This window comes from Micromonospora sp. CNZ286, assembly GCF_014207755.1.
This window is the reverse complement of record NZ_JACHIZ010000001.1, coordinates 1,751,044-1,767,333: the sequence shown is the minus strand read 5'-3', so window position 1 is coordinate 1,767,333 and position 16,290 is coordinate 1,751,044. Positions and strand designations below refer to the sequence as shown.

Annotated in this window: 15 protein-coding genes; 4 read left to right on the top strand and 11 right to left on the bottom strand. The window is 67.6% G+C overall.

Annotated features, from left to right (window positions below; all coding sequences use genetic code 11):
• Positions 1-5: 5 nt before the first annotated feature.
• From FHX31_RS08315 to FHX31_RS08300, 4 genes are read right to left on the bottom strand one after another with little or no spacing between them, the layout of a single operon-like run.
• Complete coding sequence (locus tag FHX31_RS08315; RefSeq protein ID WP_184975688.1) at positions 6-1,982, bottom strand: hypothetical protein; 1,977 nt, start codon at positions 1,980-1,982, stop codon at positions 6-8.
• A gap of 3 nt (positions 1,983-1,985) precedes the next feature.
• Entirely contained in the window at positions 1,986-2,678 is a 693-nt protein-coding gene (locus tag FHX31_RS08310) for a hypothetical protein (protein ID WP_143025366.1), read from the bottom strand.
• Positions 2,679-2,690: 12 nt separating this feature from the next.
• A complete protein-coding gene (locus tag FHX31_RS08305) occupies positions 2,691-3,053 on the bottom strand; it encodes a hypothetical protein (RefSeq protein WP_225319861.1) in 363 nt (120 codons plus the stop codon).
• A gap of 2 nt (positions 3,054-3,055) precedes the next feature.
• A complete protein-coding gene (locus FHX31_RS08300) occupies positions 3,056-4,150 on the bottom strand; it encodes a MinD/ParA family ATP-binding protein (RefSeq protein ID WP_071098539.1) in 1,095 nt (364 codons plus the stop codon).
• A gap of 287 nt (positions 4,151-4,437) precedes the next feature.
• Between FHX31_RS08300 and FHX31_RS08295 the strand changes: the two genes are divergently transcribed.
• Positions 4,438-4,905: a hypothetical protein gene (locus tag FHX31_RS08295; RefSeq protein ID WP_082171458.1), complete on the top strand. Its 468-nt coding sequence runs from the start codon at positions 4,438-4,440 to the stop codon at positions 4,903-4,905.
• Between the two features lie 485 nt (positions 4,906-5,390).
• Complete coding sequence (locus tag FHX31_RS08290) at positions 5,391-6,887, top strand: hypothetical protein (RefSeq protein ID WP_143025365.1); 1,497 nt, start codon at positions 5,391-5,393, stop codon at positions 6,885-6,887.
• 281 nt (positions 6,888-7,168) lie between these two features.
• Here the strand turns inward: FHX31_RS08290 and FHX31_RS08285 are convergent, their stop codons facing one another.
• Positions 7,169-7,966, bottom strand: a complete 798-nt coding sequence (locus tag FHX31_RS08285) for a DUF6602 domain-containing protein (protein WP_143025364.1) — start codon at positions 7,964-7,966, stop codon at positions 7,169-7,171.
• Positions 7,963-8,481 carry a Mov34/MPN/PAD-1 family protein gene (locus tag FHX31_RS08280; RefSeq protein ID WP_357002097.1) on the bottom strand — a complete coding sequence of 173 codons (519 nt, stop codon included), beginning with the start codon at positions 8,479-8,481 and terminating at the stop codon, positions 7,963-7,965. Before FHX31_RS08280 ends, FHX31_RS08285 begins: the two co-directional genes overlap by 4 nt.
• Before the next feature lie 153 nt (positions 8,482-8,634).
• Between FHX31_RS08280 and FHX31_RS08275 the strand changes: the two genes are divergently transcribed.
• Positions 8,635-9,417: an IS5/IS1182 family transposase gene (locus FHX31_RS08275; protein ID WP_013285023.1), complete on the top strand. Its 783-nt coding sequence runs from the start codon at positions 8,635-8,637 to the stop codon at positions 9,415-9,417.
• A gap of 11 nt (positions 9,418-9,428) precedes the next feature.
• On the opposite strand, the gene FHX31_RS08270 is transcribed toward FHX31_RS08275, so the two are convergent.
• The 3 genes from FHX31_RS08270 to FHX31_RS08260 all read right to left on the bottom strand — a co-directional run bounded on the left by FHX31_RS08270 (position 9,429) and on the right by FHX31_RS08260 (position 13,413).
• Positions 9,429-10,994 (bottom strand): ThiF family adenylyltransferase, encoded by a 1,566-nt coding sequence (locus tag FHX31_RS08270; RefSeq protein WP_047893957.1) that lies wholly within the window; start codon positions 10,992-10,994, stop codon positions 9,429-9,431.
• Positions 10,991-12,040, bottom strand: a complete 1,050-nt coding sequence (locus FHX31_RS08265; protein ID WP_047893958.1) for an SMODS domain-containing nucleotidyltransferase — start codon at positions 12,038-12,040, stop codon at positions 10,991-10,993. Before FHX31_RS08265 ends, FHX31_RS08270 begins: the two co-directional genes overlap by 4 nt.
• 368 nt (positions 12,041-12,408) lie before the next feature.
• Positions 12,409-13,413 (bottom strand): ATP-dependent DNA ligase, encoded by a 1,005-nt coding sequence (locus FHX31_RS08260; RefSeq protein ID WP_071099043.1) that lies wholly within the window; start codon positions 13,411-13,413, stop codon positions 12,409-12,411.
• Between the two features lie 153 nt (positions 13,414-13,566).
• Here FHX31_RS08260 and FHX31_RS08255 point away from each other — a divergent pair, with 153 nt between their 5' ends.
• Complete coding sequence (locus FHX31_RS08255) at positions 13,567-13,752, top strand: hypothetical protein (RefSeq protein WP_047893963.1); 186 nt, start codon at positions 13,567-13,569, stop codon at positions 13,750-13,752.
• A gap of 256 nt (positions 13,753-14,008) precedes the next feature.
• Here FHX31_RS08255 and FHX31_RS08250 read toward each other — a convergent pair whose 3' ends face one another.
• Positions 14,009-15,502 carry a hypothetical protein gene (locus FHX31_RS08250; protein ID WP_047893964.1) on the bottom strand — a complete coding sequence of 498 codons (1,494 nt, stop codon included), beginning with the start codon at positions 15,500-15,502 and terminating at the stop codon, positions 14,009-14,011.
• On the bottom strand, positions 15,499-15,870 hold the full coding sequence (locus tag FHX31_RS08245; RefSeq protein ID WP_135241044.1) for a hypothetical protein: 372 nt from the start codon (positions 15,868-15,870) through the stop codon (positions 15,499-15,501). The genes FHX31_RS08250 and FHX31_RS08245 overlap by 4 nt, the downstream gene beginning before the upstream one ends.
• Positions 15,871-16,290 lie beyond the last annotated feature (420 nt).

Below are 16,290 nucleotides of genomic sequence, written 5' to 3'. Positions count from 1 at the left end.
CTCGCCTACACGGGCACGATCGGAATCTCGGCGGCTGCGCCGGCAGCGGCGGCACCGCCCTGCCCGCCCGCCGCCCCGCCCGCCTGGCCGGCAGCCGGGCTGCTGCTCGTCGGTGTCGCGCCTCCGCTACCGGCCTCGTCAACCGGCAGCTCAGGGCTGCCGCCAAGACCCGGCGCGCCGTTGCCACCAGACGGTGGGCCGCCTGCGACCGGGGCATCCGTTCCGGTGAACGCGGTTGCCTGTTCGCGCGCCCCCTGCGGGGTCACCGGCAGCGCACCCTGCTCGCCGGTGGCGTCGCCGGGCAGCGTGAGCTGGCCGTGGGCCACATCGCCCTGCGCTGTGCGGGAGTCGCGCTCCACCCCGGCGGCCTCGTCGGTGTTCTCGCCCCCGCCCTGCTCGCCGCCCGCCTGCCCGGCGGGCTCGCCGAACTGGTCACTGTCCCCCCGGCCGTGCAGGGCCTCGACCGTGTCGGGTAGCCCGGCGAGCGCGCCGACTGGCCCGCCGGGGTTAGTGGGGATGGCCTCGGAGTTGCCCTGCATCAGCGACGTCGCGTCCATGCCGCCACCGCCGCCGCTCAACGGCTCGGCCAAGCGCCGCGACGCGGCGTCCATCCCCACCGCCGTGGCCGCCGAGGTCAGAAACCCGCGGGCGTCGACGTCGGCGAGGTAGCCGTCCCACATGCTCGTCAGCCGCAGCAGGATCCACGGCGCGAGGACCATCAGCACGATGATGAACAAGCCCCGCAGCACGTTGACCACGTTGTCGCTCTCGTAGGTGGTGCGGGTGCCGTAGATCCAGAGCGCGGCGATGAAGAACTTGCTGCTGGCCAGCGCGTTGCAGGTCCAGAACCACTTCCGGCCCCACGCGCGGGTCTCGGCCATGACCTGACCGGTCATCGCCATCGCCCCGAACAGCGCCGCCCCGGCGGCCAGCAACGACCGGAACAGCAGCATCACGAACACCAGCACCAGCCCGATCACGCCAACGATCGCGACGACGAAGGCCAGCAGGATCGTGCCGGTGTCGGCGGTGAGCGTGTTGAGCGCGTCGACCCACATGCTCGGCTGCCAGTCCCGCTGCTGGTTGCGGGCGATCAACGCCACCGTCGCCTCGTCCCAGGCCGCCATCAGCAGGTACGCGATACCGCCGGCGAACGCGATGCCGAACATCGCCCGGACCAGCCCGCCCAGGCTCGACAGCGGCCCAGGTCCACTCAGCCGCAGTCCGTTGATCGCCGTCGAGAGCACAAAGACCACCAGCACCACGACGATCAGCACCCCGCTGATGTCGTTGTAGACGCCGTAGAACGGCTCGTCGGCAACGGTGGAGGACTGCGTGAACACCACCTCGGCCAACTTGCCCAGCGCCCACGCGAACCCTGCGACGGCAATGTCGGCCAGGCCTTCGAAGCCAGTGCGCGCCGACTCCTTGACCTGCGCTCCCACCTTGCAGGACACGTCCACCAGGCCACATTCCGACGACGGCTTGAGTGACGACGACGCCACCAGCACCGGGCGTAGCGCGCGGCAGCGGTCCGCTTTCGCCTTCCACCGCTCGGCGTTCGCCTGGTCCTGCGTTGCCTTCTCGTCCAGACGCTCGCAGCGCACCGGCTGCTCACCAGCGGCAGGCAGGCGCTCATCGAGCACCGATGGCGTGCCGTCCGGCGGCGGTGACTGCACGGTCAGCGCCATCGCGTCGCAGCGTTCCTGATCCGCGGCGCTGGCCGCCGCGCTGCACACCGTCGTCCAACCATCGCCCGCCCGCCACCGCACCCATGGCTGGCACCAATTCACCTGCGGCTGTGCCAGCGGCTCCGCACCGACACCAGGCCGGCCATCGACTGGAGGTGCGGGGCAGGCCAAAGCCGACGGCGACGGGACCGGCGTCGGTGCCGCCGCAGCCCGTCCCGCAGCAGTCAGCCCGACCGTCGTCAGCGACACCACCGTCAGCAGCAGCCGGAGCATCGCGGGCACCACGGCCATCCGTCACACCGTCCCCGGCGCCCACGACCGCGAGCTGAGCACGTCGACGAGGGGCTGCATGTCCCGCGGTCCGCCGTCGCGGCGCGCACCGCGCTGATCCGGCGGCGGCACCGGCACCGGACGCTCCGCTGTCACCAGCCGCCACCGAGCCTGCGACCACCGCACCGTCGCCGACTGCACGTACCAGCCGCCCGCCAATCCGGCATTCGGATCCGCAGGGCTGCTCGTCGTGGCGCCGCTCAAGGTGCAGACGAGCATCCGCACCGACACCTCGCGGTCCTCGGGCACCACCGCGTCGAGGTCCGCGTCAGGCACCCAGACCCGCGCCACGACCGTCTGCGAGATCGTCTCTCCGTGCGCCGCCGGCCCCACGAGGGGGTGCACCGCCGATCCGGCTCCCTCGGCGGCGATCAGGTCCACCATCGCCTGCCTGCTCGTCGCAGACCGCGTACCGGCAGAGGCTAGCGCCTGCGTGTACGCCGCCGCCGCGTCTCCGCCGCCGCGAGGCGTGCCCGGGAAACCCACCGGCACCCCGGCCTGCACCCGCTCGACATACCGCGCGATCACCTGCCGCTCCGGCGTACTCGCACGCCCGGCGGCGAACACCGCCACACCGGCGAGCGCCACCACGACCAGCACTGCAGCCACCATCGGCATCCGGCGGCCGGTAGTCGACTTGAACTCCGCTCTGCTCATGACCGCCACCTGCTAAATCTCGGTAAGCAGGAACGCGATAATCGACGTGGCTGACCCGACGACGATCGCCACCAGGCCGGCTTTCCACATCATCGACTTCCCGCGATCACTGATGATGTGCGCGCCGAAGATCGGGCCGATGCCGAACGCGATCGCCCCCGCCGCCAGCCCCGCCACCGCCGAGATCACACCGAGGAACAGCGCGGCGTTGGCCAGCTTGTAGAACAGGTCCGACCGCGGCACAGCCGACGGGTCCGGGCTGATCCGGCTGAAGTCGAAACCATCACCCGACGGCTCGGGCGTCGGCGTCGGCGCCAACAGCGCCGCCACCGCCGGGGCGCGCACCGTCAGGGCCGCCGCAAGCTGATGCAACACGATTAGTCCTCCCCGTTAGAGGCCGACGATCCCGGACCAAGGACAGCCGCTGGCTCGACCGGACACCGGTCGATCACCGCCGCGGCAACCTCGGTCAACGCCGACCGAGTGGCCTTACTCAGCGCCCGCGGGTCAAGCGGATCCGCCCGCGCAAGCCCCGGGTCATACGGCACCCGCACCAGCTCCGCAGCAGCCTGCCGCGCCAACTGCTCCACCGCCCGCACCTCACGCGCCACGGACGGCGAGGTCGCCATAACCACCACCACCGCCCGGTCCGGCACATGCGCCAGGCCCGCACCGCGCATGTGGGCCAGCAGCCGCAGCGTGTGCTGCACCCCGTCCACCGTCGCCCTCGACACCAGCACCGGCACCGTCGACCAGCCCAGCGTCCGCCACGTCGATGTACTGTCCGCCGTCGGCAGATCCAACAGCGCCAACCGGTACACCGACCGCAGATGGCCGATCACGCCGAACATCTCCGGCCACGTCGGTGGGCGCCGCTGCGCGGTCAACTTGCTCTCCCCAACCAGCACCCGTAGCCCCGTCGGCCCTACCTGCGTCAACCGCTCCGCAGCCCCGCCTTCCGCCAAGCCGGCATCCGCGGCCACCGCGTCCCACACCGTCGACGAGCTGCGCCGGGCCACCCGATGCTCCAGGCCACCCCACGCCCGCAAGGTCGCATCGACCGCTACCACCGGATCGGGAACAGCAAGAGCCAGCAGCCCGCCGAGCCCGACGGTCAGCGCGGACCGCCCGACGCCGCCGTCCGCCGAGGACACACACACCAGTGGACAGCCCGCACGCAGCGACGCCGCCCGCCACCACAGCGTCTCCACCCGGGTTCCCGCGCCGAACTCTCGCGGGATCTCCCGCACCACCGCCTCACCGACAAGGCGCGGCCCCGAAGGCACCGAGGCCAAGGCCCGGGCCGCGATCTGTTCGGGGGTGGGAGCCGGCGGGAGGGCCCTCTCCCTGCCCGCCAGCTCCCCCTGCCCACCGCCGCGCCCGCCCGAAGGCGCACGGGCGGCGAGCTGTTCGGGCTGCTCGTCCGATGGACCTTGCACGTCCGCCTCCCCGTAAGGCTTGCCGTACAGCACAGACCGACGTCGACATCGACGCGGCCGGTCCCCCGTTACTGTCACGGCCTGGACGCTGACCAGACGAAGCAGGCCCTACAGCGACGACGTGTCCCCTCCTGCGTCGCCGCTCGCGGCCGGGATGCCATCTCGCGTACGGCGACCCGATCCGCTACGCTCCAGGCAACTCCAGTTCGGGTTTAACCGAACCGCAGTTGCGAGCGATACTGAGAGCTAAGCACAGGTCACAGAAGAGCGTCAACCGCAGTTTTTGTTGTGGCCAACTGTGGTTGGAGTTGGGGGACTCCATGAAGGACACACCAGCCGACCAGGCCGAGGCCGCAGCCTCACACCTGATCCAAACGAGGCTCCGAACCCTCTTCGAGGCCAACACCGAAGGCCGGCCACCCTACACAGAGGCCGAAGTTGCCCGGGAACTCACCAAAGCCGGCCACCGCATCACCGCCGAAGGCATCCGCAACCTGCTGCGCGCACCTCGAATCAACCCCAAAGCATCCACGCTCCGCGCGCTCGCCCAGTTCTTCGACGTACCCGCCGGCTACCTACTCGGCGATCAAGAAGAGCCTGAAGAACACAGCCGGCGCGTCCGCGTGATGGCACGATCCATCACCAAGCTCTCACCCGCCGCCCAAGACGGCATCGCCGTGATCATCGACAACCTTCTACGGGTTGAGGAAACCGCCCGAGGGGGCGACAGCAAGACACCACGCCACCGACCTGGCTCTGAGCAGGAATCAGACAACTCAAGGCAATAGGCCCCCATTTGCTTGGAGCGCCTCGCAGCCGGCGACGGCAGCCGCGGCCTGCGTCCAGCCTCGCCAGCCCCAGGAACGTCGTGGTCTGCTCGCAGCAGCCGATCGTGGCACACGGGACCGACAACTGTTTACCCTCACGCCTCACCGAAGTAGCTCTCCTCCTCGCCGAGCAGCAGCGGCATGTCGTACACGGACATTTCCCGCCGAGCGCCTGGCGGTGCGCGGTATTCGTTACCTGCTGTATTCGCCAGCCCAACATGAGGCCTCTGGCACGCTCTCTTGAAGCCGGCGGCTGCCCATGACGCCTGGCTACCGGACCGCTCGGTCAGCGGCCATGAGAGTGTGCGTTCCGGCATATGCCACAGAATGCCTACGACGATCGCCAGATTCGGACACAGTGGTGATCGACTCGGGCCTTTGTCGAGAGTGTATCATTCGAATTGGCGAAATGAGCGAGATTGCTGCAGCCGTGTAACCTTAGAAGTATGAGTGTAGGCGATAGCGCTGCAGCCTTCAGGTTGGCATTGATGGGGGTGACGGCATCACGTAATCGGGCGTGGCTCCCGCCTCGCGATTCCGTAGCCCGTTCTGTGGCGGAGTTTGGGATTTCTTCACTGGCGGAGTCGGTAGATCCCGATGGCCCCTTCTCCTGGCGAAATGGATCCGCTGCAATGCGCGACTGGGTTAAGTCTGTTAAAGACCGGAAGGATGGAGTTGCCGTCTTCACGGACACTACGATGCTGTACTCATGTCAGCGCGTTGTCGACATGGCAGACATGCCGTCGCCCGCCGCTCTATTCGATCTTGGAACACTGGTCCGCTCGGTAGTTCTTTATGATCACGTAATGCACTTCGCAGGATCTTCTTCGGAGAAGTGGAATGAACAGCTCGGCGAAAGGGTTTTTGTTCCACTCGACCGTGGCGTTGCGAGAACCAGTGGTGAACTTGAGGTAAAACCAGTCGGATATGCGCTGGCCAACATCGTGTCCAGCGTGCTCAAAAGGATGGAAGCGCTGCGCGAAAACGCTAGCCCGCTTGGGCGTGAGGAGCTAGCGCAAGCCGCTCGCGTGTGGAGTACTCTCCTGGGCCGACGGATCGATCATGACGATTTGATTGGTGACTGCCTACACCGTACTGTCTATTCGGGACTGTCGCCAACCGCGGACGTCTTTCTGGACTGGACTCGTATCAGTGGAGGCGATTCGGATTGGTCTACAGGTGAATGCGAAGACGAATCTGGATTTCTCCGCGCCGTGGTCAGTGAAGCAAATCATCGCAGCCTAATCAATTCGCAGATTGCCGCCATGCTTGAGGTTCCATATTCAGCCTCAGCATTTCGTGCACCATTTAGAGCGCTTGAACATAAAAGAATGGTGGTAGCGGAGGAGAAGATCCGCTCCGTTTCGGTAATCCAAGAGGCGGTACGGAAACGCCGAGAAGAGGAGTCGTCCACCCTCGAGTTGCCAGTTTTCCTATCTGCACTCCTCGGCAGGATCAATTCATTAGATAATTTCTGGGAAGAGCTGGCTTCGCTTCGGGCTGAAGCTGGCCCTTTCCGGCGGCGGCGACGAGAGCTGGAGGAACATCTCGCCGATATTGGGTCAAAACGAGAGAGTCGTATGCGTGGGCAGATTGCGAAGGCAGTCGCGCGTGAGTCTCAAGGACTTGTCGCTCGGCTACGCGTCCCAGTTGCGGGCGCGGCAGCTGCCACGGTCGCCGCAGCGCTATCCGGACCTGCTGCAGCCGTACTTACAGCAGTTGCAATGTTAAGTATGTGGGAGAAGGTAGATTCCGAGACATACGAGATGCTAGTGGGTAGGTTTCGTCGACCCTACGAATCGTTTCTCTCTAACATCGGCGAAGAGTCCGCCGCGATGCTATCCGGTTTACCGAGAGTGGCACGCTTGTGGCGTATCCCAGAGCGTAACCTGCATTCTCACGTTGCGTTCCTGGAGAGAGCGCGCGCAGCCGGGCTTCGATAGCTGGCACTCCTTTGAATATCGAAGGAGATATGACTGGAGTCGCCCAACATCATGGTCGGTCGCCAACTCGGCAAACTCGTTCGCCTGATCATGACGCCGTCCCAGGCCACGTTCGAGACCCGCACGAAACAAACCGGCTCCGTTCGGGTACCTACGGGGTCGCTGGAGCTACCGATTACGCTGATAGGGTGGCCTGCCAGTTGAGCCTCAACCGGCCGTGCAGCGACGATGATTGCGTTCGCGCTGACCGGGCGCTAAAGATCGCAGGCCGAGTCACAGCGCTATTGTTGTGCCGGAACCTCTGTTGGCAGTTCACGAGACCGCTGCGCGAGCACGGAAGTGTAAGCGTCGATGTTCATAGCTGAGACCGTGCCCATCTGTTGGAGCCGGGCAAGGAGCCGCATCGCGAAGAAGGCTAGACCGACCTCGGCGTCCGCGGTGACGAGGCCGGGATCCGCGCTGGTGTGTTCGGGTAGCTCGAACGCGCCATGTTCGAGACCGCAGCCGAGGTCGATGCGCTCGTCCTCGGTGAGATTGTCCAAGCCTTTGCGCAGTGCGGGGCCGAAGGGTGGATTCCAGCGGCTCCGGCAGGCCAGCAGGCCACTGAGGATTCGCGGCGGTGGCTTCGGATTATTGACGGTGCCGCCTGCGTGCACGATGGGCGCGGTTGTGCGATGCAGCTGGCGGACGCTGGCCGCCTTTTCTCCGGCCTCGCGCAGATATTCGAGGTTGAGTTCCTGCTTGGCTTCGAAGACGGCGTAGACGCTCTCTGCGGGCAGGAAGAGAGCATCGCCCATCTCCCAGAACAATGGGGTGAAGTGCCGGTCGTATACGACGACGTCGAGTTGGAGGCTTTGGTGGCCGCAGCTGTCGACGACGAAGGCCTTGTCGACGGCGTATCGCCTCGGTAGAAAGTCGCGAAGCATCGTGATCCATTCGGCTTCGCTGCCGTCGCCGATGGTCGGCATGTGACCGACGAGCTCCGGTGCGGCCTCCATGACGGCCCGTAGTCGCTTCGACTTCGCGGCGAAGGCGGTGCGCAGGTTAAATGGCCGGTTGTCGTCGGATTTGGCGCTCAAGAAGACTCCCTTGTCGTGAGGGCCGTGGCTTCGGCTTCCAGGCTGGCTGCCGCGTCCTCGGTGATCGCCACCTCAGCCTTCTCGATCTGGACGGGGTTGATGGCGACCACGGGCCAAATGTCTTGGCGGATTGCAACGCGGCCGTGGAGATGCGAGAGCCTCTGGGCTGGGTCGGCGAGGACGACGAGTGCTACGGGCCCCTGGGCGAGGCGGGCGATGGCTGCGAGGGCGCGCAGGTCGGTCCGGCTTGGGCCAATGTCAGCGGGATGGGTGTGCCATTCGCCGACGTATCCCACCACAGGCGGGGCATCGCCGCGCCCGATGGCCATTCGGGCTTGTGCTTGGCGGTGGCGCCGCAGGTAGCTGCGTCGGCTGCTCTGCGGATCCGCGACCGTGACCGTGCGGGTGACCACAATGAGGTTTGGTGTGCGGAAGCCGAGCAGGATGCCGCCAGTTTCGTGCGGAAGCGCCGCCATTCCGTCGGCGATCATCGCGTCGAGGGTTTGCCGGGTAATGAGGAGATCGCCCGGGCCCTGGTATGCAGTGAGCCATTTTCATCGTGACGGCGCAGGTCACGGGCGGTGTGGGAGGCCGGTGTCCAGGTAGGACGAGGCTCCCGGTAAGACAGCAATCGACCAAGATCAGATGCCCCAACCGGGAGCCTCGCTGTGCTGTCTTACCCTGCCGCGATTCCGTTGTCCACCCGCAGCCTGAACCACCTCGCCGCCCTCATCCGAACCCGCCGCCAGCAGCAACGGTCTCGGTGGCGACGCCTCGACCCCGGCCGGCAAGCCCTGCTCGCCCTGGCCCACCTGCGCAACGGCGACACCTACACCCGCCTGGCCGCCGGATTCGACATCGGCGTCACGACCGCCTGGCGTTATGTCCGCGAGGCCATCGACCTGCTCGCCGCGACCGCCGACGACCTGGCCACGGCCATGACCAGGATCCGTCTGCTCGCCTACGCAATCCTCGACGGCACCCTGATCCCGATCGACCGGGTCGCCAACCAGAAGCCGTACTACTCCGGAAAACACAAGCGTCACGGCGTGAACGTGCAGGTCATCGCCGACGCGGCCGGGCGTCTCGTCTGGGCCTCGGCCGCGCTGCCCGCCTCGACGCACGACCTGACCGCCGCCCGCACCCACGGCATCATCGACGCCCTGGCCAGCACCGACGTGATGACCTTCGCGGACAAGGGCTATCAAGGCGCCCCCGGCAGCGTGCGCACCCCGTTCAAGCGGCGCCGCTTCCGGCCGAAGCTGTCACGCCGGCAGAAGGCCGTCAACCGAGCGCACGCGAAGATCCGCGCCCGCGGCGAACGCGCGATCGCCACCCTCAAGACCTGGAAAATCCTGGTCAAGCTGCGCTGCTGCCCACGCCGAGCGACCGCGATCGTGCAGGCCATCCTCGTCCTGCACCGCGTCGAAGCCGACCGCCACGCAGGATGAAAATGGCTCAGTCACTGATCTTGCCCTTCGGCGAGGGCACGTTGTTCGCCAGGCGCGGCGGCGCCGGGATTTAGCAGCAGGCCGGTGGTGTGGCGGACGGCAAGGGCGGCGGCCTCCCACACCGCCGCCGGTGGTGTCTGGCTGATGGGGCTGCCGCACCCGGTTTCGTAGACGTTACTGTGGGGTGGCGGCAGTTGCGGGAGTGGCAGCGGCTGCTCGCCGTCACGGACGGGAGCGCGGTCGACTCGGATGGCGTAGCCGTCAGCGAGGACGCACACGGACAGCAGGTGCCCGGCGCCAGCTCGCGCCGCCGCAGTGAGCATTGCGGTGGCGGTGGAGTCGGCCGTGGCATCGACGACAACATCGTGACCGGCGAGCAGGGTGAGAGCGTCGGCAACGGATCGCAGCCGCTCGTCTTGCCACTGCACGGCACCGAACCGGGGGCGTGTCTTGCACAGGGCTTCCGCGACTGCACGCGCCTTCGGCAACCCGACTGCATCGCCGTCGAGCAGGTGGCGTGTGGTGTTGCCCGGCAGAAGGAGGTCACCGTCGATCAGCACCAGTTCCCCGACGCCGCTGCGATGTAGCAGGTCAGCGACCACCGACCCGATAGCGCCGACGCCGACGACCGCGACTCGTTTGCTGGCGAGCTCCTCCGTTCGGGGATGAGCGCGGATGGTGCGCGTGGTGAGGTCGTCGGGAGCCGTCTTCAAGGATTTCACGGTCACCTTGTCGTCCTTGTCGGCGGCGAGCGCGAGTCCCAGTACTCCTCGCGCCGTGCGGTGGCGGTAGATCAGCATTACCTTCCGCAGGCCGTCGTCGTAGGCGCGGGCCAGAGTACGGGCACCGTCAGCGTCAACGGCGGCGCAGAGATCATCCCAGTCTCGGATCGGGCCGTCCAATTCCTTAGCGTTCAGTATCAGCACTGTGTCGGACGGCCAGATTCGGTGGCCGCTGGCGCGGCCCTGCCGGCGAGGCGCCGCTACTGGGCCGACGCGAAGAACGCCGTGGCGTTTCCGGCGCAGCTGGAGCACTTTGCCCTCGTGTCCGGCCAGATTGCCGTACAGGATGAGGGCTCGCTCTGCCGAGGGGTGCAGGTACCGGTCGAGGTCCAGCGCGGGTACGTCGTCGCCCCACCCTGCCGCGTCCTGGGCCAGCCAGGCACGGGCCTGGTCCAGCAACTGCTCGCCGTCGGCCCAGGGGATCCGAGTGTGATCTGCCTGGATGAACAGGCACATCGCACGGTCGAGGTCGCGGTGCCAGCCGTTGCTGGCCTCGTAATAGCTGTCGGTGAACGTTCGCCCGGTTACCTGCTCGGCCCAGCCACGGCTCAGCGGCAAGACCTTCGGTGCAGTGAAGGGGAAGTCTTCCTCAAGGACGACCTCGACCAGCGTCGTTCGCACCGACCCGTTGTCTCGATTGGCTGGCTGGAACGTCAGGGCACCGCGCCAGCGATCCTCTGGGCCGGCAACACGCCGGAAGCCGGCCTGGGCCAGAACGTCCAGGAGCGCGTCGCGGGCGACGGCCCTGCCGATACGCAGCGCTTCGGCCGCGTCGCTTCCTTCGACGGTGGTCATCCGAACCGGCGGTTACCTGCTGGAACGGCACGGTCTCCAGCGGTCACTGACGCGAACCGCTTGGCGGTGCCGTCAGCGTTGCAGTCCGCGGGCATCGGGAACACGTAGTCGTTGTCCCCTTGGTCATCGACGGCCTTACCGAGCAGATCACGAAACGCCTTCGCGGCAGCGCACCGATTATCGCTGGCCAAAGCTTCCTCGGCCCGATCGGCGGCGTCCAGAAAGGCATTGGCGAGGTCGCGCTTGTCCTCGTCCTCTGCCCGGACGGCCACCTTCTCGCCGGGGATCGTCGGATCATCGAGCCCGAAGTCGAGTACGAACGCGTCGTGCAGGACGTTCCCGGTCTCCCGTAGTGCGCTGGCGTAGTAGTCGGCCTGCGTCGGCCCCTCAACCAGGCCGGTGCGGAAAGCGTGCAGGGCGGCAATCTCGACGGTGAGCCCACCGGGCTTGCGCTTACCCACCAGACTTCGGCGCGTCTGCCGCAGCAGCTTGATAGTTGGCACGTAGAAGCCGTCGAAGTTGTCCGCGTTGTTCAACTCACTGGTCAGGCGGGTCAGCTCATGAGGGTTCGTCGCCTGCCAGCCCTGCGGATCGTCACCGTCCTCGCGCTTCGGCAGCTGCCACGCCTCGACGCCAGTAGGCGAAGTCCATGGCCGCGCCGGGACCGCGTCCACGTACAGCCCGTCGTACTCCGGAAAGCTCACCTGGAGGCTGCGCGCCTGCCGGTGTACCCGCGTCTTGCCGTCAACTGGCGGGAACGCCTTCCTCAGTACACGCTCGAACTCGCCCAGGAGCGTGCTCGGCAAGACGTCACTCCCCACCTCGGTTAGCCGGCCGAATACGTCGACGTCCTTGATCCGCCGGATGCTGACGTGCCGCTTGTAGCTACCGATGAGCAGCCGCTCGAAACCCCAACCTGCGATCACCGAATCGTCGGCGAGCGCATCACTCACCTCTGCATGAGCCAACGGCGCGTTCGTCTTGTCGGCCTCCGTCGGCTCGATGTTCCTCAGCGCTTCGTCGAACTGCGTCACCAACGCCGGCATCGCCTGATCTCCTCCACGTGCCACCTACCCGACGTATCAACAGTGAGTGCCCGGGCTGTGGGCCGTCCGCTAGCGAATCCACGGGGAACGCCTACCGTGGTAGCTCAATTCGTCCTGCTCACCCCGGCTATCGACAGTAGCGGGAGGGACTGACAAGAATGGTTCTTCAGCTGACGGTCGGACGCTACGAAGCGCACCAGCAGCCGCCCGAGTCCTCGGCCACCCGGGCACTCACCGTTCATTGCGGCCTTGGAGCGCGCTCTCATCGGCCAGAAGCGGATGCAAGCGGCTCGGGCTCAGGTGACTGTTTGAGGCGTGCTGCAGCGGATCCGGCAGCACCCGCCGCTCATCAGCAGACCCACGGACACTCACCCCAGGTCGCCGAAGTAGCCCTCCTCCTCGCCGAGCAGCAGCGGTACGTCGTACACCGACATGTCCGGCCGGAAGCGCGCGTACCTCACCCGGTGCCGCCATCGTCCGTGTTCGAACGCCACGTCGGCGTCGATCTCCGCCACCGCGCTGGGTTCCACCTGCACGTACCGCAGCGGCTCCGGCCGGTCCAGCTGTCCGGACCAGGACGCGGGTAACGGCTCCGGCCACGGGTGCACCACGGCGGCACTGTAGTGTTGCCGAGGCCGTAGCGGAGACAGCAGCCCGGCGAGCTCCGTCCGCTGGAGGCCCGTCAGCGGGTGTGTCCGCCCCGTGTACCGCAGCCGTCCCCTCCGATCGAACCGGCCGAGCAACAGGGTGTCGGGGTTGCGGATGCTGCCCGTCACTCCGCCGACGATCGCCTCGGTCACGATCCGGGTCCGGAACTTCCACCAGCCGCGCCGGCCAGGCTCGTACCGCCCGGCCAGCCGCTTGCTAACCACGCCCTCGATCCCGGCCGCGACGGTCCAGGTCAGCAGCCAGTCCGCCACCAGCCGCATGTCGGTCGTCTGCGGCGTCACGGCGAGCTGCGCCGGCGCGTCAGCGAGCAGCCGCTCCAGCCGGACTCGCCGCTCCGACAGCGGCAAATTCAGAACCACCTGCCCGCCGGCGTCCGCGAGAAGGTCGAACAGCACGTAGTGGGCGGGGCAGTCGTGGACCAGGCGCAGCAGGCCGCGGCCGGCGGTGACGCGCCGCTGCAACTGCGCGAAGTTCGTCCGGCCGCGCTCCCACACGATCAGCTCACCGTCCAGCACCACCCCATGCGGGAGCGTCCGGATCGCCCGGGTGATGTCCGGGAAGTAGGTGGTGAGGTTCCGGCCAGCCCGCGACTGCAGGTACACCCCGTCGGTCTCGCGGAAGGCGATGCACCTCCACCCGTCCCACTTGGGTTCATGAAGCAGGTCGGGACTTTCGGGTACCACATCGACCGGCGCGGCGAGCATCGGCGCGACCGGCCGGCGCAACGCGAGATCCGCCGCAGCCCGGCGCCGGGCCGGACTCACCGCCTGCGCGGGCTGTGAAAGCTCATCATCCCTGTCCCCTCGCCCATCGTCGGTGAGGGGCCACCCGGAACGGGCGAAGATCGGCTACAACAAATGTTCGTCTTGTCAGCCTTCAGGGTCACTTCGACTCAGCCGTCAGCGCCCGTCGCGGCGGCGTCGCCGCTTCGGCTCGTCAGGGGCGAGCACCTGGGCAACGACGTCGTGCACATGGCCGCCAACGAACCGAAGCTGCACGATGACGAATTCGTCAGCCTGCGGGAGGCTGTCGAAGACCCGTGATCCCTGAGGTCTACCTGCATTGCGACCCGTACACGCGAGCCCACCATGCCCCAGGTAAACCGCCCCTGTCGCGACAGCGCATGTACTTCCTGCTGCTACTTCCCCAGGTATCCGCACCGTCATCGAGCGCGATGGCGTCCAGCACTACGTACGCCCTGACGGCCGTGCCGAGCCTCATCGCTACGGCGAACCGGTCGCCGAAGACCGGGAACCGCGGCTTCACGGGTACGACGTGTACCGGTTCGCCGCCGCCGAACTAGTCGATCAGAATCTCGCCCGACAACGGCACTCCGCCATCTTCAACCGCCTCCCTGCCCGACACCGCAGCCAAGGTTTCGGCGCCAGCCGGGTTTGGTTGCCTACCCTCTCCCTGCCTGGGACCCGGGCGCGCCCGGTCGTCCGGCAGCACATCCGGCTTCGGACTGCGGCTCTCTGCGGCTGCTGGGCTCACCGCTCGCGGGCGAGGCGGTTGGGCAAGCACATGAGCGACCATGCTCGCCGGATCACCCTCGGCGCCGGACCCGACAATCTGCCACAACGCCCGGCTGAGGTCGCGCACAAGGTCATCGTCGGCTGTTGCGGGCCGCCAATGGGGAGCGGCTCGGTAGACCAGCGAACCGGCGGGACGCTCGAGGATGGCATCCCCTCGAACGAACAGATTCCGCCGCTGCGTCGCCGTGCGTAGGCCTCGGTGGAGGGCGGCGGCCATCAGCAACATCTCGCTGCCGAGCCGCGCGGCGTCCCTCCCCCGATGCTGCATGTGCCCCCGGGCTGCTGCAGGGCCCAGCAGCGAGCGGGCCCACCGCAGGGCCTCGCCCATCTCGGCGACGGTGTCCTGGGCCGGGCCGGCCGCCGGTGCCGCGCGTAGCTCGGCAGCGGCGATCGCCGCCTGCCGCCAACCCCCGGTCATCGCCAGGGATCCGTCGGCCGTGAGGACGTGCGCCGCCAGGCCGAGCTGCGTCCCGACCTGAAGGTGCACTCCCGTGACCTGGGCGGGGTGAAGCCACAGCCAGGTTCGCGCAGCGCGGACCGCTGCGATCGCCGCATCGACGGTGTCCACCGCCGGTGCCGGATGCAGCGGCGACCGGGCGATATCAAGCTCACGTAGGTCGGGCTGAGCCTTCGCGGCCGCGACCAGCTCCTTGGCGACGGCGCTCAACCGGCTGCCGCTCGTCCATCTGGCTGCCTCCGCCACCGGCCTGTACGTCTGCGCCAGAGGTCCACCCCGGTCCAGCCAAGCGGGAAGGCGGCCGTCGAGCCGCACGGCATCCACGGCGAGCCGGGCAATATCACCAAGCCCTCCCTGGACACCGCCCCCGGCACGGATAGCGATCCCCTCTGGCGTATCGGGACGCCGCCCGGGTGGAACGTGACCGGCGATGATGTCACCCATGACGCCAATCGCGTCAGCGGCCCGGCGCAGCGACCGTGCCGCGCCATCGGAGACCTCCGGTGCTGGCGGTAGCCGCTCGTTCACCACTGCGGCGGCCCGCAACCCCACATAGAACCGGGTCAGGCTCTGCCCATGCCGCCCGAGAACCAGCGCGGCAGCCGCCTTGTCCGGCACCTCCGCCACCGGACGACCACCGACCAGCAGCTCCGTCACCCTGGCCAGCTGGTGATAGAGGTCCGACCGGGCACCCACCAGACCGTTGATCTCCCCAGCGGTCCCCGCACGGCGTCTGGTCACCGCCGCAGTGGCCGCCCGCATCGCCCGCTGCGCCTCCTCGTACCAGAAGCCGACCGTCATGCCAGGGCCGCTGCCGCCCGGCGTAGTTGCTGGGCGGCCGCGTCGTGGTCGAGCCGTTGAGCCAGCCCATCCTCGGCGACGGCACGGCGATCGTGGTGCTGGGCAAGGTGCTCAATGAGATCCCTCACCGCAGCCCGCACCTCGGGCCCGTCGGCGTCCGGGGCAGCCGCGTCCACGACGACGTCGTCCTCGTAAAGGCGGCTGCGGACGTCCAGGACCTCCAGTCCGAGGCGGTCCCACGCGGGATCAACCCCGCCCAAGTGCTTCCAGGCTTCGATGGCCAGGTGGACGGCGCCGGCGGCGGCGAGGCTGTCACCGCCAGCGGCGAGACGCGCACTCAGGATGGTGGCTGCTTCCGGGAACTCCATGCGGGAAGCCTCCGACAATCGGCCGCGCCTCGTCCACCCCACCTGGTGCTTCCCTGTGGATATCCCGCGTCCGAGCAGGTCAGCGACGTAGAGCCTCACACGAGGTCTGGCTGGAGCCGAACAACCTCATCGCGCACCAGCCCACCGCACCGTCGCCGAAAACCGCGGGCCGGCGGATCCCCTGCATAGTGCGGTGACCACGAACGTTCACCGGGTCTGACCTCCGGCTGCTTGATCCTCGGTCCCTACCCATCGCCTCATTTACTGATCGACGACCCCTCGTACCTGACGGCGGAGGTCCGTGTACCTCATGTCGCCCATTCCCTCGGCCTCGAAGACCCCATCAGTGAAGCTGTCCACCTCACCGGAGGGGACTCGCGAAGCCGTTGGCTCTCCTCGGGTGGCAGGCAGAAGCCCAGC

Bases quoted from the DNA above. Each gene is read 5' to 3' on its own strand.
- FHX31_RS08265 (WP_047893958.1), bottom strand. From the start codon at position 12,040: ATGCCGGCGTTGGTGACGCAGTTCGACGAAGCGCTGAGGAACATCGAG.
- FHX31_RS08290 (WP_143025365.1), top strand. From the start codon at position 5,391: ATGAGTGTAGGCGATAGCGCTGCAGCCTTCAGGTTGGCATTGATGGGG.
- FHX31_RS08310 (WP_143025366.1), bottom strand. From the start codon at position 2,678: ATGAGCAGAGCGGAGTTCAAGTCGACTACCGGCCGCCGGATGCCGATG.
- FHX31_RS08295 (WP_082171458.1), top strand. From the start codon at position 4,438: ATGAAGGACACACCAGCCGACCAGGCCGAGGCCGCAGCCTCACACCTG.
- FHX31_RS08260 (WP_071099043.1), bottom strand. From the start codon at position 13,413: ATGCTCGCCGCGCCGGTCGATGTGGTACCCGAAAGTCCCGACCTGCTT.
- FHX31_RS08250 (WP_047893964.1), bottom strand. From the start codon at position 15,502: ATGACGGTCGGCTTCTGGTACGAGGAGGCGCAGCGGGCGATGCGGGCG.
- FHX31_RS08255 (WP_047893963.1), top strand. From the start codon at position 13,567: ATGTTCGTCTTGTCAGCCTTCAGGGTCACTTCGACTCAGCCGTCAGCG.
- FHX31_RS08245 (WP_135241044.1), bottom strand. From the start codon at position 15,870: ATGGAGTTCCCGGAAGCAGCCACCATCCTGAGTGCGCGTCTCGCCGCT.
- FHX31_RS08270 (WP_047893957.1), bottom strand. From the start codon at position 10,994: ATGACCACCGTCGAAGGAAGCGACGCGGCCGAAGCGCTGCGTATCGGC.
- FHX31_RS08315 (WP_184975688.1), bottom strand. From the start codon at position 1,982: ATGGCCGTGGTGCCCGCGATGCTCCGGCTGCTGCTGACGGTGGTGTCG.